The sequence below is a fragment of the Marinactinospora rubrisoli genome, from assembly GCF_042664915.1.
Lineage (GTDB): Bacteria > Actinomycetota > Actinomycetes > Streptosporangiales > Streptosporangiaceae > Marinitenerispora > Marinitenerispora rubrisoli.
Genome location: NZ_JBHTBH010000015.1, coordinates 1 through 22,367, shown reverse-complemented (window position 1 = coordinate 22,367; position 22,367 = coordinate 1). Strand labels below are relative to the sequence as shown.

The window sequence follows — 22,367 nt, the reverse complement described above, 5'->3', positions numbered from 1 at the left end:
ACCGCGCCGGGCCGCCGCCGGGGGCGTTGCGGCGGCCGTTGTGGCGTGTGTGTTCGGGATCGTTTCCTGCGTGTTTAAGGTGGCCGTTCGCGGGGTGCGGCGCGTCTGCGCGGTGGGGGCGCCGCGTGAGCCGTGGGGGCGGTTCTCAGTGGTCCGGCCGGGGTGGGGTGGTGGCCGTCGTGGTGGCCGTCCGCAGCGGGGCGCGCATGCGGATCTTGTGGCCGTTCTCGCCGTGCCGTCCCTCCTCGTGGAAACCGTGGCGCAGGTAGAAGGCGCGGGCGCGTGGATTGACGTCGAGGACGTCGAGGACGAGGTCGTGGCCGCGCCGGGCTGCGGCGTCGAGGAGAGACCGCAGGATCCGGGCGCCGATGCCGCGGCCCTGGTATCGGGGATGGAGTTCGATCAGGCCGAGGTAGTCCTCGGTCGCGTGGTGGTCGACGACGAGGACGCCGGCGTCCGTGCCGTCGACGGTGATGATCTTCCAGTGGTGGGGGCGGTACTTGCCGCGGTGGTAGGCGCGCTGGGCGGTCTCGTCCCAGCCCCACACGGCGGCGACGTAGTCGCCCATCGCGGCTTGGTGCAGCCGGAAGCAGAAGTCGAGGTCGTCCGGTGTGGCCGGGCGCAGGTCCACGGTGTTCATGGCCGGGGGAGTCTCCTTCGTCGGTGGGGGCCGATCCGGTCGGGGGCAATGCCCGCCCTTATTGTGGAGGTTTTGCCGGTATCGGGTGGTGTGGTCGGCGGGTGGTCGTGGTGGGCCGGGGTGGTGTGCGGCCGCCCACCCTTGACTTTGGGCGGGTCTCGGGGGTTCGCCGGCGTGCGGCGCCCGCGGCAGCCCGAGGTGCGTCTCGACTCGGTGTTGCCGGGTGCCGCCGGTGCCCCACCGGAAAGGCGGGGTTCCGCCATGGCTCCCACGGTCCTGGCCGCCCCCGCCGGTCCCGGCCGCTTCGCCGCCCGGCGCTTGGACGCGAGGGATACAACGTCGCCCTGCTCGCCCGCACCCCGGCCGGACCGGACGGCGACGTCGCCGAACCCGGCGCGCAAGTGCGGCCGGACTGCCATCGCCACCACGCCGGGGAGGCCGGGACCCGGCGTGCCCGCGCCGATCGAACCGGTGCGCGCGGTGCCGCCCGGCATGCGCGGCCGTGGTTCGGGGAGCGCGCTCGCCGGGCCGGGCGCGTCGGCCGGGGGCCAGTGGCGGCGCTGGGCAACGTGGGCATCGCGATGGCGGGCCTGCGCGTCGACGTGCACGTCCTGCACGCCGGTCCGGCGGGCGAAGGGGTGTACGCGGGGGCGCTCGCCGAGGGCGGGCTCATCGGCGGCGGCGCGGCCCACGCCCTGGTGACCGGGCAGGTGGGCGGTGGGGGGATCGGGCGCGTCACGGAGGCGGAGCCGGATCCGCCGGCCCCCGGCGGCCTCGCCGGGGCCCTGTGGGACATGCACGTGCGACATGCACGTGGGTCGCGACCATGCCGGGGAGTCCGCGGGCGCCCTGCCGGCGTGAGCGGGACGGCGGGTGGTTCCGCCCGTCACGGGCGGAACCACCCGGTGCGTCACGGCCAGCGCATGTCGGTCGAGAAGGGCAGTTCGCGCACGGCGGTCTCGGAGTGGGCGTTCAGCTCGTTGTACAGCTGGGTCCAGGCGGCCGTGGGCGTGTTGTTGGTGTTGGTGCAGCCGCCGCGCTGCTCGCACGCCTTGCGCTGCGACATGGCGCCGGCGAACCGTACCGGCCCGGAGCCGTGCCGGACCCCCCAGGCGCTGACCGCCGACCACTGGCGGGCCTGGATGCCGTCGGTGCGGTAGATCTGCGGAATCGCGCGGATCGAGCGGGCTGCGCCGGTGGCCACGTAGTGCACGTCGCCCAGTGACCAGCCGTTGGCGCAGGCGGTCGCCGTCGAGCCGTAGGTGGGGCAGCTGTCGGCGGAGTTCGCGGCGTAGAGGGTGCTGGTGTTGGCGTCGGTGTAGGCGTCGACCCAGTCGCGCGCCCAGGCCCGCGGTGACCAGCTGGGTTCGGCGTCCACGGCGCCGACGATGGTGACCGGGCCGGAGCCGACCTGCTGGGCAGTGCGGGAGACGACGCGCGCCCACTCGGCGCCGGCGGTGGCGCCGGCCACGCCGCCGTCGGACTTGTTGTTGACGCCCATGGCGAGTTCGGCGGTGGCGCCTCCGGTGCGGCAGTCGGTGAATCCGGCGGCCCAGGCGGCGGCGACGGCGCGGGCGTCGTCCACCGGGACTCGCGGGGTGGTGCTGCTGGCGGTGGTGCCGGGGTGGCGGAGCCGGCTGCCGGCCTCCTGGGTGCCGTAGAAGAGGACGCGCACGCCGCTGCGGCCGGTGCGGCCCTCGGCGCATCCGGCGTCGCGGGCGGAGCGGGTGTCGGACGCGGCGCCGGTGAGCGTCAGGTAGCGGCTGACGGTGTGTGCGGGGGCGGTGGCGGCTCCGGCCGGGGCGGCGGGCAGGACGGTCAGGACGAGGGCGGCGGCGGACACGCCCGCCAGCCATGTGGTTCGGCGGCTGATGCGCACGGGTTTCCCTCCGGTTCGTGGGCTGCGGACTGGGGTCGAAGGTCATTCAGCCGCTCGCGGCGGGAGGATGGCGAGCTCGCACGTTTCTTGGGCGTGTTCGGGACAACTGCGGAGAGTTGCCGCGGGATTACTCGGATTGTCTGCCAGAATCCGCGTGACGCCCATCGCGAATCCGCCCCGGACAGGAAGGACTCACCCGATGGCCAGCATCGAGCGGGACCGAATCAGCGTCGGAGACCTCACCGCCCACGTGGCGCGGCCGGTGGGGGCTCCCACGGGGGCGGGGATGCTGCTGTTGCCGATGGTGACCGGCATCGGCCGTCAGATGCGCGAGTACGCCGATGACGTGGCCGCGGTGGGGGTCACGGCGGTGGTGTGGGATCCGTGGCACGGGCACAGCGACGACGACCTGTCGCTGCAGGAGCTCGTTGAGCGCATGGGCGGCCTGGTGGACGCGGAGGTGCGGGCCGAGCAGCGCCGTCTGCTGGACCACATGTCCGGCCGGATGGGGCTGCGCCGCGTCGGGGTGATGGGCTGGTGCATGGGCGGGCGGTTCGCGCTGCTGCTGGCGGCGCACGACGGCCGGCTCGCGAACTGCGTCGCCTACCATCCCACGGTGTTCGCCGAGCCGGCGCCGAACCAGACCGAGGACGCGGTGGCGCTGGCCGAGCGGATCACCGCGCCGGTCAGCGTGGTCTACCCCGGCGGGGATCACCTGGTGCCGCGGGAGGTGATCGACGCGCTGTCGGCGGCGCTGCTGCGGCGCGAGGGCGCCTCGACGCTGCTGTCGGTGCACCCGGGCGCCGACCACGGGTTCATGGACGCGTCCCGGCAGGAGCGGGAGCCGAACCGGCTGGCCAAGCGCGACTCGTGGCCGGCGACGCTCGCGTTCGTCCGGGCGACCTTGCAGTCCGGGGCGCAGGTCCCGGCGCAGGCCTAGATCGTTGACGGGAAAAAGGTGCCCTGGTCAGTGGCCGTACGCGATCAATGACCGCTCGACCGGGGCGCACACCGGCCGGCCGCGCCAGACCCCCGCGTTCAGCGCGCGGACGCGCCGGCCGGTACGACCCCACAACCCCTCGGTGATACGCGCGGCGTGACGCTCCAGACCGAGCCGGTCCTTCAGAGTCCAGATGACCGCCCCGACGCGCTGGCGCAGCCACCCGGGAAACCCACCCGCACCGGGTCCGTCATGGCGGGCCGGGCGGATCAGCACACGCCCCAGGCCCGCCGCCGCGCCTTCGATCCCGGCTCCGGCGAACCCCTTGCCGCACCCGATGGGGCAGGGTCCCGGCGCGCACGCGCCGGCGTGCAGCAGACGCGGGGCCCGCTCGCGTTCGCCCAGCTCTTCGGGGCGGGCCAGGCCGAACACGGTTACGGCTCCTCCGGCGGTGCTGATCAGCATGAGCTCGGCACCCTGGTAGACGGCGCGGCGGGGCCTCTCCATCCCGTATCCGGCGCTCTCGCCCAGGTTCGAACGGTTCACCGCCACACGGCAGGCCCCGCAGCGCACCGGCGCGCCGTCCATCAGCCTGAGCCTCTCCTGCCGGGTGGAGTCTCCCTGACCGGCCACATCGCGGCCGTGAACAGTACCGGGGCCAGGGCGCGCAGGCCGCGGTCGTATCCGGACCGGCCGGGCAGGCACGGGAAGAGGCGGCCGATCCTGGAGATCGGTCTGCACACACACCGATCCTCGACGCCCTTCGTCATGGGCGCAGCTGCTTCAGAGATCTCCCCATCAACGATCTAGGGCGGGTTCGAAACCCTTCGATCGCGGGCCGTCCGGAATCGGAGCCGGTCACACGGCGGCGCGGACCCCGGACAACGGCGAAGCCCCCGGCACATCGATCAGCGGGGAAGTCCCCGCGCGCCGGCGCGGTGCCCGTTCGGCGGCGCCCCACCCGCCCGCGCGGGGGCACGAAGAACAGCGATCCCCGCCGGCCGGGTGGCCGGCCATGGCGATCGGCATGCCCTGCGGTGCGGGACCGGCCGGCGCGGACGCGACGAGGACGACGGGCGCCCGCTCCGGCGCGCTCCACGCGCGGCTCAACGGCGGCCGGGGTGACCGCCGCCAACGGAGAACGGCCCCGAACGTCCCGAACCCGTCCTAGGTGGGCGGGCGCCCGGCGCCGTGGCCGTGGTGTCCGGTGTGGCGGCCGCGCCCAGAGCGGTCGCGGCGGTGGAACAGGAAGCCCAGGGCGAGGCTCGCGGGCACGGCGGCGAGCATGAGGACGAGCCGGTCCGGCGGTGGTCCGGCGGTGTTGCCGGCACTGATGAGGATCGCGACGAAGCCGCAGGCGAACACGGTCGCGGCGGCGAGCGTTCCCACGAGGTTCCACCAGCCGGTCCGGGCCCAGAAGGAGACGGCCAGGCACACCACGGCGATCGCGAAGGCGGCGGTGGCGACGTCGATGAAGAGCACCATCAGGGCGTGGCCGGCCTCCTGGCAGCCGTCGTCGCACGGTCCCATGGCCGTCACCTCCCGTACCGGCGCCGCGGGGTGCTGCCGCGGCCCCGTCGTCGGCGTGGTTCCCCGCGTGCGTGCTGCCAACCGGGTGCGGCGCGGCCGGTTCCGGCCGGGGCGGGCTCAGCCGATGTCGCGGGCGGTGATGCCGGGGGTGGCCGGGTCCAGGCCCCAGGTGATGATGCGGCGCGGGTGGATGCGGATGATCTCGGGGCTGTAGCCGGGGTGCATGGGGCCGTGGTCGTCGATGGCCTCGGCGTGGCCGCGCACTTCGATGCCGCGGTCGACGAACGGCTCGTAGCTGACGACGTCGTCGATGACGATGGCCACGCGCGGTTCGCGGCGCGCGTTGCGGTACTTCTGGGTGTCGCCCATGTCCCAGCCGCCGATGTCGAGGGTGCCGAGGTCGAGGTTGAGTTCGAAGACGACGGGGCGCAGCTGGGGGGCGCCGGCGGGGCCGATGGTGGCGAGGCGGGCCATGGTCTGGGCCTTGAGGTAGTCGAGTTCGGCGGGGGTGAAGGGCAAGGTCGTGCTCCTGCCGTGCGTGGTGGACGGGACCGGCCGGGGGCTAGCGGTCGGTGTCGGCTCTGTCCATGATCTCCTGGACGACGGCGCTCTTGGCGTCGGCGTAGTGCTGGACGTGCCACCACACCTGGCCGGCCAGGGCGCGTTTGGTGGCGGCGTAGGCGTCGCGGTCGCGCTCGTCGGCGCGTAGCCGGTCGCGGAAGCGCGGCATCCGGTCGATCTCGGGGCAGCCCGCGCTGAAGACGTGCAGGTTGACGTCGGTGTCGGGACCGTTGAGCAGGCGGTGCTGGTACCAGCCGGGTTCGCGGATCCGCAGTGTGTAGCCGGCCTGGCGCAGAGGCGGGAGGTAGGCGGCTTCGTCGGCGGAGTCGGCGACGGCCAGCAGGATGTCGATCACGGGTTTGGCGCACAGGCCCGGCACCGAGGTGGAGCCGACGTGTTCCACGCGCAGCGCCGCCCCGCCGAGCGCGGCGCGGACGCGCTGGGCTTCCCGTTCGAAGAGCTCGGGCCAGCGCGGGTCGTAGTCGGCGAGGGTGATGGTCGCGCCGTGCGGGCTCAGGCCGCCTACGGTGGCCTCGCGCAGGGCCGCTTCGCTCGTGGGGGCGCGGCCGGGGCCGTCGTGCGGTGCCGGCATCTGCTTCTCCTCCTGTCTCGGGCGCCTGGTGCCGGTGGGCCGAAGGGGCCCGGGCCACCGGGGCGCACGAACGCGCGGCTCGACCAGCGTATCGGCCCTGCTGGTCCGCCGGCGGCGAACCAGCCGTGGACCTCGGCCTGCGGCGATCCAGGACTCCCGGGTGGCCGGGCGGGTGCGGCGGGGCCGCCGTCCAGGCCGGGCCGGACGTGGCGGTGGCCGTCAGCGGCGGCCCGCTCCGGCGCACGGGGTCCGGCCTGCTCGCGATGCCGGATGGCGCGGGGCGTGGCCGACACTGCGGCGGCCGGTTCCCCGATGCGCGTCATCGCGCGCATGCCGCCATAGCGCCGCAGGCCGGAGCCGGGAGTGGGCGGCGGGGGCGTGCCGACGCCGGCTCCCCGTGCACGCCGGGCCGTGCGCCGCAGGTGGCGGGGGCGCGGCGTCTCCGGCCTGGGCCTGGCCCTCGGCGCGTCGCGACACCGCGGTCCCGGCGTCCCTTCGCCGGGGGGCGGTGCCGTGACGCCGCATCGCTTTCGCCCGGCGGCGGCCGGTCGGCCGATCCGGCGGTTGCGCTCCGCCGCGGGTCGCCGTTACGTCGGCGGCGGGCGGCTCTTCCTGAGAACTCGTCACAGAATCGACAAAATCCAGCGACACCGCGGAAAAGACGGTCCGCTATATCCGTTGTCAGGACGTGGCGGACACCGAGCCGCGTCCTGTCCTGAACCCATGGGGAGGGCACGTGCTGACAGAGGTACGGACCTGGCTGGACCGCCGGACCAGCCGCGCGGAGGACTGGGACGTCGAGGCGCTGCTCCGGGCGAAGCGGGGGCAGCGGGTGAGCGTCGTCCTCCCGGCGCGCAACGAGAGCGCCACGGTCGGTGGGATCGTGGCCGCCATCCGCACGGCGCTGTGCGAGACGGTGCCGCTGGTGGACGAGATCATCGTCATCGACTCGCGCAGCACCGACGACACCGCGGGGGTGGCGGCCGAGGCGGGCGCGGCGGTCTACCACCAGGACGCGGTGCGCGCCGACCTGCCGGCGGGCAGCGGCAAGGGCGAGGCGCTGTGGAAGTCGCTGTTCGTCGCGACCGGCGACGTCCTGGTCTTCGTCGACGCCGATTTGACCGCTTTCCGTCCTGGGTACGTCACCGGGCTGCTCGGGCCGCTGCTCACCGACCCGGCGCTCGCCTACGTCAAGGCGTGCTACGACCGGCCGCTCGCCGGTTCGGCGGGGCCGGCCTTCGACGGCGGCCGGGTGACCGAGCTGGTCGCCCGGCCGCTGCTCAACCAGTACTGGCCGCGGCTGGCCGGTTTCGTCCAGCCGCTGTCGGGCGAGTACGCGGGCCGGGGCGACGTGCTGCGGCGGGTGCCGTTCGTGTCGCACTACGGGGTGGAGCTGGCGCTGCTGATCGACCTGCTGGACGAGGTCGGCCTGGACGCGCTCGCCCAGGTCGACCTGGGCGAGCGCGAGCACACCCACCAGTCCACCGCCGACCTGGGGGTGATGGCCGCCCAGATCCAGCACACGGCGCGGCTGCGGCTGGCCAGGTCCGGGCGGCTCACCGACGACGGGTCGGCCGGCACCGAGCTCGTCCAGTACACCCGCGGCGCCGACGGGAAGGGCGGCTACCGGCCGCTGTCCCGGGACACCGCCATCAGCGAGCGCCCCCCGGTGGCGTCCCTGCAGCCCGAGCTGGTCTGAGCGCCCGGGGCCGGCGGCCCGGCAACGGGGTGACCGGCGCGAAGCCCATCGCCGGCGCCGCGGCCATCGCCATCACCCCCTCACTGATGGCCGGTCACCGGCAGCGGGACGGCTCCGAGGCGGCGAGTCCCGGGCAGCGCGGGTCGGGGTGCGATCCGCCTCCACCGCCGCGTGGCCGCTCTTCCATGCCCGGGTCCGGACCGCGCGCCGGTGCGCGTGGCTCCCGTGCCGGCGTGCGGCCGACCGGTGGGGCGGCTCGGCCAGCGCCGTTACGCGGCTGCCGCGACGGTGGACCGTGGCCGAACGTGCGGGCGCCGCGGTCCTGTTTCAGAGCTGGTTCTCGCCGCCGTCGACGTAGATGTTGGCGCCGAGGATGAAGCTGCTCTGTTCTGAGGCGAGGAAGGCCACGACGGCGGCGACCTCCTCCGCGGTTCCCATCCGGCCGATGGGGACCCTGGCCGCGAAGCCCGCCCTGACCGCCTCGGCGTTCTCTTCGCCGACCATGCCGGCGATCGCCGGGGTGTCGATGGTGCCCGGCGAGATCGCGTTGACCCGGATGCCCCGGCCTTTGAGCTCGGTGGCCCAGGTCCGGGCGTACGAGCGCAGGGCGGCCTTGCTGGCCGCGTAGGCGCCGAACGCCTCGACGCCGTCATCGGCGCGGACGGAGGCGTTCAGGATCACCGAGGCGCCCTCGTTGAGCAGCGGCAGCGCCTTCTGCACGGTGAACAGCGTGCCGCCTACGTTGACGCCGAAGATGCGGTCGACGTGCTCCTCGGTGGTCTGCTCCAGTGTCGCGAACCCGGCCGTCCCCGCGTTGGCGAACAGGGTGTCCAGGCCCTTGCCCCGGGCGCGGACCGCGTCGTAGAGCCGGTCCAGGTCGGCGGGGACGGAGATGTCGCCCGGCACCGCGGTGGCCGAGCCGATGGCCTCGACCGCCGCGTCCAGCTCGTCCTTGCGCCTGCCGGTGATGAAGACGTGGGCGCCCTCGCGCGCGAGGCGCTCGGCGGCGGCCAGGCCGATCCCGCTGCTGCCGCCGGTGACGACCGCTGTCGTGTCTTCGAGCAGTCCCATGCCGCTGACCTCCACAAAGTTCGGTACCGATCGGTACAGAAGGGACCCTAGCACTTAACCACCGATCGGTACAGAAGTGGTAGGCTGCTGCGCATGAGCGGTCACGGCAAGGCCCTCATCGGCCGGCCCAGAGGCTTCGACGCCGACGAGGCGCTCGGGCGCGCCCTGGTGGTCTTCTGGGAGCGGGGCTACGAAGGAGCCGGCATCGCCGACCTGACCAGCGCCATGGGCATCACCAAGACCAGCATGTACGCGGCCTTCGGCAACAAGGAGCAGCTGTTCCGCAGGGCCCTGGAGCTCTACACCGAGGGGCCGGCCTCGTACGGGATGCGAGCCCTGGAGGAGCCGACCGCCCACGCCGTGGCCACGGCGTTCCTCAACGGCACGGTCCAGGCCACCACCCGCCCCGGTTGCCCTTCCGGCTGCCTGGGCGTCCAGGGCTCACTGGCGTCCGGCGACGCCGGAGGGCCGGCGCGCGACGCGCTGATCCAGTGGCGCAACGACGGGCGCCTGCGCCTCGCGGAACGTTTCCAGCGGGCCGTCGACGAGGGCGACCTCCCACCGGGCACCGATGCGGAACGGCTGGCCCGCTACATCATGACGGTGTCGTTCGGTATCGCCGTCCAGGCCGCCAGCGGCATCGGCCGCGATGACCTCCAGGAGGTCGCCGACATGGCACTGCGCGGCTGGCCACCGGCCTGAGCGATGACGGCCGGCCGCCGAAACCCGGGTCGCGCCGCGGTCCCCGGCGGCCCGGCCGCGCCGGCTCCACCGTCTCCGCCCGGCTCGGGCGGGCAGGCCCGGGTGCGCCGGTCAGCCGGCCTGGCGGCGGCTGCGGTAGGCGTGCACCTTGCGGCGGTTGCCGCACCGCTCCATAGAGCACCAGCGCCGGTTGCCCGGGCGCGAGGTGTCGAGGAACACCAGGTGGCAGTCGGGGGCGGCGCACTCGCGGACGCGGGTCGCGGCGGGCCCGGTGATCAGGTCGATGGCCTCGCGCGCGGCGGCGCCCAGGACCTGGACACCGCTCAGCGGCGTGTGCCAGGCGCGGGCGCCGGTCGCGGGGTCGATGCGGGGGCGTGGGGAGGCGGCCGCGCCGTCGTTGATCAGGGCGAGGGCTCCGGGAACGGGCCGCCGGCCGTGGGCGAGATCGCGGGCCACCGTCCACATGCTGTCGCGGAACCGCTTGATGTCGTGCAGTTCCATCGGCTTGATCCGCAGGTCACCGGCGGCCAGCGGCGCGATGGCGGCGAGCCGGGAGTCCACGAGCCAGGCGGCCAGGTCGTCGGGAGTGTGCAGGATCTCGTGGCGGCGGTGGGCGCCCGGGCCGCCGGTGACCAGCAGCTCCAGCCAGAACCCGCCCGGGTCGAACCGGTAGCGTTCACCGGCCGGTCCGGTCAGCAGTCTCCCCTCACCGCTCATGTAACCAGTATAGGCGGTGTCGCTAACCGGTATGTGCGGTTAGCGGCGGCTGGGAGCCGCACCACCATGACCGGGCGGACCGGGACTCTGTCCTTCAATGGTGTGGCCGGGCCGCGTCGCCGTCCCCGACCTGCGGCCCGGCCGAATCTCCGCGGCGGGTGGGGGCCGGTAGGTTCGGTGCCCATGGAGGATCCCCAGGCCACGCGCCCGCCGCGGCGCAGCGTCCGGGACTGGGCGGCGGACGGCGCCCTGTTCCTGTTCGCCGTGCTGTTCGGGCTGGCCGAGTTCGGTGACGGGTCCCTTCCGGGGGTGCTGGGCGGCGCCGACGTGGTGGCGGGCGTGCTCGGCTGTGCGGGGGTGTGGGTGCGACGGCGGTGGCCGGTCGGGTTCGCGCTCGTGGTGACGCTGCTGTCGGCGTTCTCCGCCACGGTCTCGGGGGCGGCGGTGGTGGGCATGTTCACCGTCGCCGTGCACCGGCCGGCCCGGGTGACCGCCGCGATCGGCGCTCTCGGGCTGCTGCTCGTGCCGCCGTACGCGGTCATTCACTATGACGACCAGTCGTTCGTGGTGGTGGTCACGCTGCTGGCCGGCGCGATCTACCTCGCCGCGATCGGGTGGGGGCTGTCCATCCGCAACCGCCGCCAGTTGCTGCAGTCGCTCCGGCTGCGGGCGGAGCGGGCCGACGAGGAGGCCCGGCTGCGGGCGGAGCAGGCGCAGCTGCGGGCCCGCGAGCAGCTCGCCCGTGAGATGCACGACGTGCTCGGGCACCGGTTGTCGCTGCTGAGCGTGCACGCCGGTGCGCTGGAGTTCCGGCCGGACGCTCCGGCGGAGGAGGTCGCGCGCGCGGCCGGGGTGATCCGGCAGAGCGCGCACCAGGCCCTGCAGGACCTGCGGGAGGTGATCGGGGTGCTGCGGGCGCCGGTGGGGGAGCTGCCGAGCCCACGGCTGGCCGACCTGCCGGAGCTGGTGGCGGAGTCGCGGCGCGCCGGGATGCGGGTGGAGGTGGCGGTCGAGGTGGCCGAGGACACGGTCCCCGGCGCCGCGGCCCGCACCGTCTACCGGATCGTGCAGGAGGGGCTGACCAACGCGCGCAAGCACGCACCGGGCGCCGGTGTGGCGGTCACCGTGGACGGAGGTCCGGGGGCGGGGCTGACCGTGGAGGTGCGCAATTCCCGGCCTGACGGCCCGCCCGGCGCCGGTCAGGTGCGCGGTCAGGGGCTGGTCGGGCTCGCGGAGCGCGCGGCGCTGACCGGGGGTCGGCTGGAGTACGGCCGGACGGCGGACGGCGGGTTCCGGGTGGCGGCATGGCTACCCTGGCCGGCATGACCCGATCCGACACCGCGCCGGTGCGCGTGCTCATTGTCGACGACGATCCGCTGCTGCGCGCGGGCCTGGCCATGATGCTGGGCGGCGCGCCCGATATCCGGCTGGTGGCCGAGGCCGGTGACGGTGCGCAGGTGGGCGCGCTCGTCGCGCGGCACGCCCCCGACGTCGTGCTGATGGACATCCGGATGCCCGGCGTGGACGGGCTCGCCGCGACCGAGGCACTGCGGTCCCGGCCCGGTGCGCCGGAGGTGATCGTGCTGACGACGTTCGACGCCGATGAGCACGTGCTCCGGGCGTTGCGGGCGGGCGCGGCGGGGTTCGTGCTCAAGGACACCCCACCGGCCGAGATCGTGTCCGCGATCCGGGAGGTGGCGGCGGGGCGGCCGGTGCTCTCGCCGGAGGTGACGCGGCGTCTCATCGCGCGGGCGGTGCAGCCCGGCCGGCACGCGCGGCGGGCCGCGGCGCGCGAGCGGCTGGCGGTGCTGAACGAGCGGGAGCGCGCCGTGGCGGTGGGGGTCGGGCGCGGCTGGTCCAACGCCGAGATCGGCACGGCGCTGCATCTGAGCCTGTCGACGGTGAAGACGCACGTGTCGGCGGTGCTGACCCGGCTCGGTCTCAACAACCGGGTGCAGATCGCGCTGCTGGTCCACGACGCCGAGCTCGCCGAGCCGGCGGAGTGAGACGGGGCCGGGAAAGCGCGACGGCCCCCGCCGCCCGGATGGGCGGCGGGGGCCGCGATGCTGCGGGGCCGGCACGGCGGTCGCCTCACGGCGTGTCGCACAACGCGGCTCCGAAGACCGCCCGCCCGCCCACCGGTGGTGGGCCGCGGGCGCGGTATTCCGCGAAGGCATTGAGTGGAGCCCGGGGGACACTTTCTACCGCACCGACCCGCACACCTGACAACCACGGAGGCGGGGGCCGGTATTCCGCCGCTGGAGTGACGGCGGTCACAGTGCGGGTGGGCGGGCGCATTCCGGCGGGCGGAAAACCGGGGTCGGATCCCGCAACGCGCGCCCGTCGATTTCTCGCGCCTTGGCACTACCTGTGATGATTCTGTCTGTGTGGCGTGAACTGATAGCTGACCTGTCCCCGGAAACCGACCTGCCCGGGCCCGCCGATGAGGCGGCGATCGCGGAGGTCGAGAAGGTGCTCGCCCTGCCGCTGCCCTTCGAGCTGGCGGCGCTGCTGCGCGAGGTCAACGGGGTTCACAACACCTACGGCGACGCCGTGGTGTGGCCGGCCGAGCGGCTCGTCGAGGACAACCTCGCCATGCGCGCCGAGCCGGACTATCTGGAGCTGTACGCGCCGTTCGACCACCTGATCTTCTTCGGCGACAGCGACATGGGGCCGCAGTTCGCCTACGTGCACACCGACTACGGGCCGGGGATCATCGTGTGGGACCACGAGACCGACCAGCGGCGGTTGGTGTCGGTGTCGCTGCGGGACTACTTGTTCCGCTGCTTCACGCAGGGCAACGGCTGGTTCCGGTGAGCGCGGCGCTCCACCCACCCGGCCGGACCTGAAGCCGTGAGGGAGCTGGACGTCAAGGAATTCATCCCCTGTCCGCTCTGCGGCTGAAGGACGAACGATATGGACATCAGTACTGACGAGGTGACCTGGGAGAGCCGCCGGGCGCGGCTGGCCGCCTCTCTCGACACCGCCGATCCGATCTGTGCCGCCTTCGCCGCGGTGCCGCGCCACCTGTTCATCCCGGAGCGGGTGTGGCCGGAGCTGGTCGGCCCGGCGCTGGACCGTACCGCCGACCCACGGGCATGGGCTGATCTCGTCTACTCCGACACGCCCGTCACCACCGAGGTCAACGACGGTGCGGAAGGGCGCGTCAACCGCCCGTCGTCGTCCTCGTCCATGCCCTCGGTCATGGCGAAGATGATCGAGGCCGCCGCCATCGGACCGGGTATGCGGGTGCTCGAAATCGGAACCGCCACCGGATACAACGCCGCGGTTCTCAAACACCTCGTCGGCGCGGACGGACATGTGGTCACCGTCGAAATCGCCCCGCACCTCGCGAGCAGCGCCCGCCGTGCCCTGCACGCGGCCGGTTACGCCGTCGAGGTGCTGACGGGTGACGGCGCCGGGGACCATGCCGCCGGTGCGCCGTTCGATGCCGTCGTCGCGACCTGCGCGGTGGTCCGTGTTCCGTCCGGCTGGCTCCGCCGGACCTGGCCGGGCGGGGTCGTCGTCGTGCCATGGAAGCCCGGAGCGGCGCTCCCCGGTGGACTGCTCGCCCGCCTCGTCGTCGACGCTGGGGGAGGAGCGCGGGGCGGCTTCACCGGGGGCACGTCGTTCATGCTCATCAGGTCCCAGCGGTGGCGTGGCAGGTTCCACGGCGATGTCGCCCGGCCCGAGCACGTCCGTACCTGTGCCGACGACCCGTGCCGCGTCGTCACCGATGACGACTCCGGGCCGGTTCTCGCGATGATGGTGCCCCACTGGCAGTGGGCTCCCCGCCGCGCCGCCGACGGTTCGGTGTTCGTGGCGGTGTCCGCCACCGACGGCCCCTCGTGGGCGCGGCTGTACCCGGACGGCCGGGTGGAGCAGGGCGGGCCGCGCCGGTTGTGGGACGAGCTGGAGTCCGCCCACCTGCGGTGGGAGCGGCTTGGCCGGCCGGGGATCACCGGCTTCGGGCTGACCGTGGCGGCGGACGGCGCGCACACGGTGTGGCTGGGCGATCCCGCCGGGCCTTCCTGGGAACAGCCGCCGGACGCCGGCCCGGGGTGATCCTCGCGGTACCGGTGCGGTATCCAGGTGCGCGACCACCGCACCCCGGTGGCCCGGCTGGAGGTGCGGACCGGGGCGTCGTGGACGGAGCCGCCGCGGGCCGAGTACGACCACTTCATCTCGGAGTCCGGGCTCGGCTGCGGCTCCGACCTCCGCATCACCGGCATCTACGGTCGGTCGCTGGGGGCCGGGCGGTTCGCCCAGCGCTGAGCCGGGCGGCCGGGCGCGTCAGCGGGCCGGGTGCCCGGCCCGCAGCAGCGGCGCCAGCAGCCTCGCGGGTTCCAGCGTGGCGGGGCGGTCGCTGACCTGCCCGTCGCCGACCTCGACCACCCGCCACGCGCCGTCGGCGCGGCGGGCGAGGTCGGTGGTGACGAATCGGCAGTCCAGCGCGGCGACCAGCGGGCCGACGGCCGCCAGGTCCGGTTCGGGATGCTCTTCGGGGGTGTCGGGGTGCGGGCCCACCGCGATGGGTGCGCCGTCCAGCCACCACACGCGGGCCTCGGCGGCGCGGCCGGCCGTGGAGAAGGTCTCGTAGGCGCGCAGCACGATCCCGCCGGCCAGGTCGTCGCCCTGCAGTTCGGTGAACCGGGCGACGATCCGGTGCAGCCCGGCCGAATCGGCGAGGTCCGGGACGAAGCAGGCGGTGTCCCAGTCGGATTTGCGGGACTTGACGTAGTCCTTCACCACGCCCGGTCCGCCGCCCAGGGGCGCGGCGAGCGCCGCCAGGTCGGCGGGCGCCGGCGGGCGCGCCGGATCGGGCAGCGGCGTCCACACGCTCGCGGGCGTGACGGGCTCGAACACCGGGTACCAGCCGGGGAGTTCGTGCGCGCGGCGGTACCGGCCGGGCGGCACGGCGAGGGCGGCCCCGCGGCCGGCCAGAGCGGCGGCGAGGTCGGCGTAGCGGCCGGCCGGGATCATCCATCCGCGGTACCAGAGCGGACCGGCTCCGGCGGGGACCCGGCGGATGGCCTCGGCGGTGTCGCCGCGCAGCAGGGCGTCGTGGTCCAGCAGGATGATGCCGGCGCCGAGTTCGCGGGCCTCGGCGGCCTCGGCGCCAAAGTGCCGGTCGACCCGCCGCGGGGTGAGCGGATCGCTGGGGTAGAGCAGGGCGGAGGTCACGGCGGCCATTCTGCCGTGCCGGCCGCGGCACCGGGGGACCGGCGCGAAGGCGGACCCGCCGGGCCGTCGTGACCGCCATGGCGTCGGCGGGTGCCCGTTCCGGTGCGGGCGGCCGCGCGTCGGCGGCCGCCCGCACCGAAGGCCAGTGTCGCGGGGCGACCGGACCGCTCCCCACCACAGGGCGGCCCGCTGGCCGTGCGGTGCCTCACCCAGGTCAGATCAGGCACGACTGGTGTTCCGGACGCGCCGCGGCCCTCACCTGGCCGCGGCGCCGAGCGGGGGTGATCCGGGAATGTGCTGGGCATCGTCCCCGCTCGCCGACACAAAGCTAAGCCGATATGGTCGCCCCTTCCGATGCCGAATACGTTGCGGGACCTTTCACAACAATTCCGAACACTCGTGAACATCCGCGAACATCACAAAACGTGGGTGGACGTTCGGCGACGTTCGGGAATTCGGTGTCCGGGTGGTGGGACTGGGTGGCGCTGCGGTGACCTGGCGTGATGGTCCGGCGGGTGGAATTTCGGGCGAATAAAAGGCCATTCTCGGACAATCCCGGCCTCCACAAAAGCCGCGTATGACTCACATCACAGATTAATGTTAAGCTTATTGGCGACTGCGGCGCTTGAGGTATTTTCTTGAGCCACATAGACGCGGCTTCACGAAGGTGGACTCACCACCCACCCATGCCGTTTTCAATGTCTCACCCAGGTCAGAGCAACCAAAGGTACATCGTGTCGAATATCCATTTCTCCGGCTCCCCGGCCCCGGGGCGCCGGTGCACGCCTGTCCGATCCACCACGCACACGCTCCGCTTCCCCGGCGCACACCCGGCCCGCTGCCGGCGCTCCCCGCGGGAGGCCCGATGATCGAAGCGATCCCTCCCGACTCCCCCGCCGGCCGGGCCATGCGCGACTGGGCCCGGGAACTCGACCCCACCGAGCCGTACCCGTTCGAGACCGCCTTCCTCTCCGGCAAGCTGTACAAGGTCCGGCGCTCCACGGCCGGCTGCTCCATCGTCGTGGCGGAGAAGGACGACTTCCGGCGCGTCCACGTGGCCGAGGACAAGGTCGTCCCCGCCGGTGTGATCCCCGCCCGGCTGGCCGGCCCGCAGGCGCTCGAACTCGCGCTCGCCGAGGCGCGCAGCCGCAAACCCGGGTACGCGGCACTGCCCAGGGCCACCCCCGACATCGACGGGCACGACCTGCGCCCCGACCCGCTGCGCGCCCGCAGCCCGGAGGCGTTCGTCGAGGCCATGCGGGCCTTTCGCGTGTGGGCCGGCGAACCGTCGTACCGCGCCATGCAGAGCCGCTGCGGCCGGCGCGTCGCCGCCTCGACGTTCTGCACCGCGCTGAAGAGCGACGAGATGCCCAAGCTCGGCCTGGTCGAGGCGTTCGTGGAGGCGTGCGGCGGCGACGAGGACGAGAAGCGCCGGTGGACCACCGCCTGGCGCCGCGTGACGATGCGGGACTACACGCGGATCGACCCCCGCGGCTCGGCGGACGAGTTCTACTTCTGGGTCGCCGACCGGTTCCCGCGCCGCGACCGCGCCGCCGGCTGACCCACGCGGCCGTCGCGCCGGGGGCGCGGCGGCCGGCCGCCGAAATCGTGGGGCCGTGCCGATCGCCCTCAGTGTTCTCCGGTGCCGGCCCGAGCGGATCCATTCCGTTCGGCGGCCGCTTTCCAGCCTCGTGTTCTCTCCGGAACCGGTCGGCCATCGCGGCGGTCCACCGCCACCGCGGCGGACGGTGACGCCGGCGGCCGTCGGCGTCACGCCTTCGGGCCGTGCCGCCGTGCGCGTGCTAACTTGCACTCTGTCGTACCGAACGACATGCGCTATTCACGTACCGGAAAGACGAGCAGGCGATGTCCGAGCAGCACACCTCCGACCGCTCCACCGACACCCGGGTCCGGGTGCAGGGCGAGCCCGTGGAGTCCTACCCGGCCATGGCGCCGGAGGCCGAGCGGGGGACCGTCCGGCGGGTCACCGTCATCGGGGAGGACGTGCTGCACCGGCGCAACCTGGACGTCACCGAGTTCGGTACCCCGGAGCTGGCCGCGCTGATCGACGACATGTTCCGCACCATGTACGTCGCCGAAGGGGTCGGTCTGGCCGCCAACCAGGTCGGCGTCGATCTGCGGGTGTTCGTCTACGACTGCCCCGACGATGAGGGGGTGCGGCACGTCGGCCACGTCGTCAACCCGGTGCTGGACGAGCGCGGCCCCGACGACACGCTCGTGCTGGAGAACGAGGGCTGCCTGTCGGTGCCCGGCCCGCACGCCGAGCTGGCGCGCGCCGAGCGCGCCGTGGTGCGCGGGTTCGACCGCGACGGTGCCCCGATCGTCATCGAGGGGACCGGGTACTTCGCGCGGTGCCTGCAGCACGAGACCGACCACACCCTCGGCCGGCTCTACGTCGACCGGCTGGCCAAGCGCGACCGCAAGAAGGTCCTCAAGCAGATGAACGAGATGCGCGACAGCGTGTTCGCCCGCCGTGCGGCCAACGCCGCCGCCCTGGACGCCGGTGAGGAGATCGGCGCCCGCCCGGAGCCCGAGGAGTAGGGCGCGGGCGGCGACGGGCAGGGGAGGACCATGGACGAGCGGGACACGCCGCGGGCGGACGCCGGGGAGGCGGCCGTGGCCGCGCTGCTCGCCGGCGTTCCGCTGTTCGCGCCCGTCGGCGAGCAGCGGCCGGGGCGGGTCGGTTCCACCACGGCCGACCCGGCCACCGGCGAGGTGCACAAGGCCATCGTGGAGTACGGCACCGGCGAGGGCGGCACCGACGTGGAGATCATGACCCGCCGCTGGGACGCCGGGGAGGCGGGCCCCGAGCAGGCGCGGGCGTTGTGCGTGGAGCGGGACTTCATGCAGCGCCGCATGCGCGGCGACCTCGACGCCCGCCCCCTCCCGCTGCCCGAGGGGTCGGCCTGGACCACCCGGCGGATCGACGTCGACGGGACCCCGCGCGACTTCACCGTCCTGGCCACCCCGTTCTCCTGGGTGGCGGTGGCCGCCCTTCCCGGCGGCGTCCTGGTCCGGCTCTTCGCGTCGGCGCCCCGGCCGCACCTGGCCGCGCTGCGCCGGATCACCGCCCCCGGCGATCTCCGCCCGATCGTCGGCCGCTCCTGAGCGGCGCGCGGCGGCGAGACGCCGCCGGGCCCGCCGGTCACCTCGCCACGCCGCGGTGCCCCCCCGCCCGCGCGAGCGCCCCGCCCCGAAACGGGGTAGGGACCGAACACGGGGACATTCGCCGACATTCCGCGCCCCACCGTGGGGAGCGGGGGCCGTGGGTGCGCCGTTCACGGCGTCCGCGTGCGGCGCGGGGGAGGTGAGCGAGCGGTGCGCAGTCCGGTCGAGCCCGCCTTCGCCGAGGAGCGGATCCAGCGCGGACTGGACGGCGCGGTCGAGCGCGCGGTGCGGGAGACCGGGGCGTCGGTGGGCGGGCTGTACCTGCGGCCGCCGGGTGAGCGGGTGCTGTGGCTCACGGTGCTGACCGGTATGCCTCCCGAGATCGCCGCGCCGTGGATGCGGGTGGCGCCGAACGATCCGATGCCGGTCGCCGACGCCGTGCGGGACGGCCGCCTGGTCTGGATCAACGGGCCCGAGGAGATGGCGCGGCGCTACCCCCGGCCCGCCGTCGTGCTGCCCTACCAGTTCTGTCTGGCCGCCGCGCCGATCGTCTCCGGGGCGGCCGTCCACGGCGGCCTGGTGCTGATGCTGCCGGCCTCCCATCCCCCGTGGCTGAGCCGGCGCGAGCGCGTCCGGATCCGTACGGCCTGCCGTGCGGTGGGCCGGCTGCTGGGGGAGGCCGCCGCCCATGGCCGGCCGGTGCGGCCGGGTGCGCGGCCGCGGCTGCTCGTCCCGCCCCGCGCCGTTCCCCCGGCGGGGGAGCCGGCGGCCGCGGTGGAGTTCGTCGACCGGCTCCCCGGAGGGGCGTGCGCGCTCGACCTGAGCGGCCGGATCACGTTCGTCACCCCGGCCGCGGCGGGGCTTCTGGGCGTCAGGGCGGCCGGCCTGGTGGGCCGCCCGCCGTGGGAGGCGCTGCCGTGGATGGACGTCCCCGAGGTCGAGGACGCCTACCGGTCGGCGCTGATCAGCCGCGAGCCCGTACGGTTCACCGCTCTGCGGCCCCCGGACCGGTGGCTGTCCTTCGAGCTGTACCCGGACGCCTCGGGGATCAGCGTGCGCGTGAGCCCGGCGGCCGAGGCCGACTCCGAGAGCCCCGCGCGGCGTGGCCGCGGCGCGGCGGCGACGGTGCCCAGCCGCTCGGCCGTGCTGTATCACCTGATGCACCTGGCCGTGACGCTCACCGAGACCGTGAGCGTGCAGGACGTCGTCGACCAGGCCGCCGACCAGTTGATGTCGGCCGTCAACGCCGAGGCGCTGGCGCTGATGACGGCGGAGGACGGGCGGCTGCACATCATCGGTTTCCGCGGGTACGGACCGGACCTCATGGCCCGCTTCGACGCCGTCCCGCTGACCACGGCCACCCCGGCCGTGCACGTGCTGAACACCGGCGTCCCCAGCTTCTTCTCCGGTTTCGCCGAACTCAGGCGCTCCTACCCCGAAGCGGTGCGACTGGACGACATGGCCTCGTGGGCGTTCCTTCCCCTCATCGCCTCCGGCCGCCCGGTCGGGACGCTGGTGCTGGCCTACGCGCGCCGCCGCCACTTCGCGCCCGGCGAACGGGCGGTGCTCACCTCGCTGGCCGGGGTGGTCGCGCAGGCGCTGGACCGGGCCCGCCTCTTCGAGGCCAAGCGGGATCTCGCGCACCGGCTGCAGGCGGGTCTGCTCCCGCACAGCCTCCCCGACGTGCCCGGGCTGCGGGTGAGCGCCCGCTACCTGCCGGCCCGCCGGGGCATGGGGGTCGGCGGCGACTTCTACGACCTCATCCGCATCGACGCCACGACCGTCGCCGCGGCGATCGGTGACGTGCAGGGGCACAACGTGGACGCGGCGGCCCTCATGGGGCAGGTGCGCACCGCCGTGCACGCGCACGCCACCGCGGGGGCGTCGCCGAGCCAGGTGCTGGCCCGCACGAACCGGCTGCTCACCGACCTGGACCCGGGCCTGTTCACCAGCTGCGTCTACCTGCACCTGGATCTGCGGCGCCACCGGGTGCGCGTGGCGAGCGCCGGCCATCCGCCGCCGCTGCTACGCCGTCCCGATGGCCGGGTCGAGGAGGTGCGGGTGCCGCGTGGGCTGCTGCTGGGGATCGAGCCGGACGTGGAGTACCCGGCCGGTGTCATCGGCCTGCCGCCGGGTGCGGTGCTCGCCCTCTACACCGACGGGCTGGTCGAGGCGCCGGGTGTCGACATCGAACGGTCGACGGCGGTGCTCGCCGGCCATCTGGCGCGCAGTGATCCGCACGACCTGGACGCCGTCGCCGACACCCTTGTCGCGTGCGCCGCGACACGCGGTGACGACATCGCGCTGCTGCTCGTGAGCCCCGGGGAGGCGGCCGGCTGAGGGGGCGGCGCGCCGTTCCGGCGTGCTCTACACTCTCCGGATGCCCACGCACCACACGCCCCCGGAGCGATTCGTCACCCTGCGCGGCCGCCGGTTCGGGTACCTGGACTTCGGCGGAGACGGCCCGGCGGTGCTGGCGCTGCACGGGCACTTCGGCCGCGGCCGGATCTTCGCCGGCCTGGCCGATGCGCTGCGGGGCCGGTACCGGGTGATCGCCCTGGACCAGCGGGCGCACGGGACGTCGGACAACGGTGGCGACGTGCGCCCGGAGGAGTACGTCGCGGACGCGGCGGAGTTCGTGCAGGCGCTGGGCCTCGCGCCGGTCGCGGTCGTGGGCCACTCCATGGGCGGCGCGGTCGGGTACCTGCTGGCCGCCCGCCATCCGGAGCTGGTGCACGCGCTGGCCGTCGTCGACATGGGCGCGGTCACCGGGGAACCGGAGGTCGCCCACCCGGTGCTCGACGTCACGGGCTGGCCGCGGCGCGCCCCCTCGCGTGCCGCCCTGGCGGCCGGCATCGAGGCCGCGGGGATCCCCGACCCCGGCTACTTCATGGACAGCGCGGTGGAGTTCGCCGACGGGTGGGGGCTGCTGTTCGACCACGGTGACATGATGCGGTCGCAGCGGGCGCTGCTCGGCGACTACTGGGCGGAGTGGGCGTCCGGGCGGCAGCCCGCGCTGCTGCTGCGCGGCGCGGCGAGCACGATCCTGTCGGCGTCGATGGCCCGGCGGATGGCCGGGCGGCGGCCCGGGTGCGAGCTGGTGGAGTTCCCCGGCTGCGGGCACTGGCTGTACGCCGACGACCCGGACGCGTTCGCCCGGGCCGTCGGCGGTTTCCTGGACCGGCACCGGCCGGCCGGGTGATTCAGTCCCGGGCGGCGGCGGTGCTGTCCGCGGTGCGGGTCTCGCCGTCCGCCGTGGCCGGGGCGGCGGTCGCGGCGCGCCGGTCCAGCAGGCCGGACACCACGATCAGGCCCAGTCCGAGGACGGCGAGGCCGGCGCCCAGCAGGCTGGGGGCGGTGTAGCCGTAGCCGGCGGCGATCACGAGGCCGCCGAGCCAGGCGCCGGCCGCGTTGGCGAAGTTCAGCGCGGCGTGGTTGAGCGCCGCGGCCAGGGAGGGCGCGTCCTTGGCGGCGTCCATGAGGCGGGTCTGCAGCGCGGGGATCAGCATGCTGGCGGTGAAGCCGAGCAGGAACACCGAGACGACCGCCGCGGCCTTGTACTCGGCCGCGACGTGCAGGACCAGCAGCATCATGGCGATGGCGGACATGCTGGCGAGCATGCTGGGCAGGACGGCGTGGTCGGCCATGCGCCCGCCGGTGAGGTTGCCCAGGGTCATGCCGATCCCGTAGACGGCCAGGATGAGGGTGACCGCGCTCTCGCCG

22 protein-coding genes and 1 pseudogene are annotated in these 22,367 nt (G+C 74.4%); 13 read left to right on the top strand and 10 right to left on the bottom strand.

From position 1 onward, the window contains the following. Positions 1–145 precede the first annotated feature (145 nt). Both ACFQRF_RS24965 and ACFQRF_RS24960 read right to left on the bottom strand, forming a co-directional pair. On the bottom strand, positions 146–640 hold the full coding sequence (locus ACFQRF_RS24965) for a GNAT family N-acetyltransferase (protein ID WP_379873634.1): 495 nt from the start codon (positions 638–640) through the stop codon (positions 146–148). 910 nt (positions 641–1,550) lie between these two features. Continuing rightward, positions 1,551–2,519 carry a hypothetical protein gene (locus ACFQRF_RS24960; protein WP_379873633.1) on the bottom strand — a complete coding sequence of 323 codons (969 nt, stop codon included), beginning with the start codon at positions 2,517–2,519 and terminating at the stop codon, positions 1,551–1,553. A gap of 199 nt (positions 2,520–2,718) precedes the next feature. On the opposite strand from ACFQRF_RS24960, the gene ACFQRF_RS24955 reads away from it, so the two are divergent. Next, positions 2,719–3,459 (top strand): dienelactone hydrolase family protein, encoded by a 741-nt coding sequence (locus tag ACFQRF_RS24955; RefSeq protein ID WP_379873632.1) that lies wholly within the window; start codon positions 2,719–2,721, stop codon positions 3,457–3,459. A gap of 27 nt (positions 3,460–3,486) precedes the next feature. Here ACFQRF_RS24955 and ACFQRF_RS24950 read toward each other — a convergent pair. The 4 genes and pseudogenes from ACFQRF_RS24950 to ACFQRF_RS24935 form a co-directional block, all read right to left on the bottom strand. Further along, positions 3,487–4,187, bottom strand: a pseudogene (locus ACFQRF_RS24950) (IS982 family transposase); the annotation flags it as partial. 439 nt (positions 4,188–4,626) lie between these two features. Then, a complete protein-coding gene (locus ACFQRF_RS24945; RefSeq protein ID WP_379873630.1) occupies positions 4,627–4,989 on the bottom strand; it encodes a hypothetical protein in 363 nt (120 codons plus the stop codon). 117 nt (positions 4,990–5,106) lie between these two features. Then, complete coding sequence (locus ACFQRF_RS24940; RefSeq protein ID WP_379873629.1) at positions 5,107–5,508, bottom strand: PPOX class F420-dependent oxidoreductase; 402 nt, start codon at positions 5,506–5,508, stop codon at positions 5,107–5,109. Between the two features lie 43 nt (positions 5,509–5,551). Next, entirely contained in the window at positions 5,552–6,142 is a 591-nt protein-coding gene (locus ACFQRF_RS24935) for a GrpB family protein (RefSeq protein ID WP_379873628.1), read from the bottom strand. 736 nt (positions 6,143–6,878) lie between these two features. On the opposite strand from ACFQRF_RS24935, the gene ACFQRF_RS24930 reads away from it, so the two are divergent. Then, on the top strand, positions 6,879–7,841 hold the full coding sequence (locus ACFQRF_RS24930; protein ID WP_379873627.1) for a glucosyl-3-phosphoglycerate synthase: 963 nt from the start codon (positions 6,879–6,881) through the stop codon (positions 7,839–7,841). 327 nt (positions 7,842–8,168) lie between these two features. Here the strand turns inward: ACFQRF_RS24930 and ACFQRF_RS24925 are convergent, their stop codons facing one another. Continuing rightward, the gene (locus ACFQRF_RS24925) at positions 8,169–8,912 is read right to left on the bottom strand and encodes an SDR family NAD(P)-dependent oxidoreductase (protein WP_379873626.1); all 744 of its coding nucleotides are present in this window, start codon (positions 8,910–8,912) and stop codon (positions 8,169–8,171) included. Positions 8,913–9,005: 93 nt separating this feature from the next. On the opposite strand from ACFQRF_RS24925, the gene ACFQRF_RS24920 reads away from it, so the two are divergent. Beyond that, a complete protein-coding gene (locus ACFQRF_RS24920; protein ID WP_379873625.1) occupies positions 9,006–9,614 on the top strand; it encodes a TetR/AcrR family transcriptional regulator in 609 nt (202 codons plus the stop codon). Positions 9,615–9,725: 111 nt separating this feature from the next. On the opposite strand, the gene ACFQRF_RS24915 is transcribed toward ACFQRF_RS24920, so the two are convergent. Then, on the bottom strand, positions 9,726–10,331 hold the full coding sequence (locus ACFQRF_RS24915) for a CGNR zinc finger domain-containing protein (RefSeq protein ID WP_379873624.1): 606 nt from the start codon (positions 10,329–10,331) through the stop codon (positions 9,726–9,728). Positions 10,332–10,514: 183 nt separating this feature from the next. On the opposite strand from ACFQRF_RS24915, the gene ACFQRF_RS24910 reads away from it, so the two are divergent. From ACFQRF_RS24910 to ACFQRF_RS24890, 5 genes are all read left to right on the top strand, one after another. Continuing rightward, positions 10,515–11,657, top strand: a complete 1,143-nt coding sequence (locus tag ACFQRF_RS24910) for a sensor histidine kinase (protein WP_379873623.1) — start codon at positions 10,515–10,517, stop codon at positions 11,655–11,657. Continuing rightward, a complete protein-coding gene (locus ACFQRF_RS24905; RefSeq protein WP_379873622.1) occupies positions 11,654–12,337 on the top strand; it encodes a response regulator in 684 nt (227 codons plus the stop codon). The genes ACFQRF_RS24910 and ACFQRF_RS24905 overlap by 4 nt, the downstream gene beginning before the upstream one ends. A gap of 367 nt (positions 12,338–12,704) precedes the next feature. Continuing rightward, positions 12,705–13,148 (top strand): SMI1/KNR4 family protein, encoded by a 444-nt coding sequence (locus tag ACFQRF_RS24900; protein ID WP_379873621.1) that lies wholly within the window; start codon positions 12,705–12,707, stop codon positions 13,146–13,148. Positions 13,149–13,247: 99 nt separating this feature from the next. After that, positions 13,248–14,396, top strand: coding sequence for a methyltransferase domain-containing protein (locus ACFQRF_RS24895; RefSeq protein WP_379873620.1), 1,149 nt, complete (start codon positions 13,248–13,250; stop codon positions 14,394–14,396). Positions 14,397–14,423: 27 nt separating this feature from the next. Then, positions 14,424–14,606, top strand: a complete 183-nt coding sequence (locus ACFQRF_RS24890; RefSeq protein WP_379873619.1) for a hypothetical protein — start codon at positions 14,424–14,426, stop codon at positions 14,604–14,606. Positions 14,607–14,624: 18 nt separating this feature from the next. Here the strand turns inward: ACFQRF_RS24890 and ACFQRF_RS24885 are convergent, their stop codons facing one another. Next, complete coding sequence (locus ACFQRF_RS24885) at positions 14,625–15,515, bottom strand: ATP-grasp domain-containing protein (RefSeq protein WP_379873618.1); 891 nt, start codon at positions 15,513–15,515, stop codon at positions 14,625–14,627. 865 nt (positions 15,516–16,380) lie between these two features. Here ACFQRF_RS24885 and ACFQRF_RS24880 point away from each other — a divergent pair. From ACFQRF_RS24880 to ACFQRF_RS24860, 5 genes are all read left to right on the top strand, one after another. Then, a complete protein-coding gene (locus ACFQRF_RS24880; protein ID WP_379873617.1) occupies positions 16,381–17,076 on the top strand; it encodes a hypothetical protein in 696 nt (231 codons plus the stop codon). Between the two features lie 305 nt (positions 17,077–17,381). Further along, on the top strand, positions 17,382–18,077 hold the full coding sequence (def, locus tag ACFQRF_RS24875) for a peptide deformylase (protein ID WP_379873616.1): 696 nt from the start codon (positions 17,382–17,384) through the stop codon (positions 18,075–18,077). A gap of 30 nt (positions 18,078–18,107) precedes the next feature. Continuing rightward, the gene (locus ACFQRF_RS24870; protein ID WP_379873615.1) at positions 18,108–18,644 is read left to right on the top strand and encodes a hypothetical protein; all 537 of its coding nucleotides are present in this window, start codon (positions 18,108–18,110) and stop codon (positions 18,642–18,644) included. 210 nt (positions 18,645–18,854) lie between these two features. Continuing rightward, on the top strand, positions 18,855–20,984 hold the full coding sequence (locus ACFQRF_RS24865; protein ID WP_379873614.1) for a SpoIIE family protein phosphatase: 2,130 nt from the start codon (positions 18,855–18,857) through the stop codon (positions 20,982–20,984). A 40-nt stretch (positions 20,985–21,024) separates the two neighbouring features. Further along, positions 21,025–21,846, top strand: coding sequence for an alpha/beta fold hydrolase (locus tag ACFQRF_RS24860; protein WP_379873613.1), 822 nt, complete (start codon positions 21,025–21,027; stop codon positions 21,844–21,846). Position 21,847: 1 nt separating this feature from the next. Here ACFQRF_RS24860 and ACFQRF_RS24855 read toward each other — a convergent pair. Further along, the coding region (locus tag ACFQRF_RS24855) for an MFS transporter (protein WP_379873612.1) at positions 21,848–22,367 on the bottom strand (520 nt) is incomplete at its 5' end.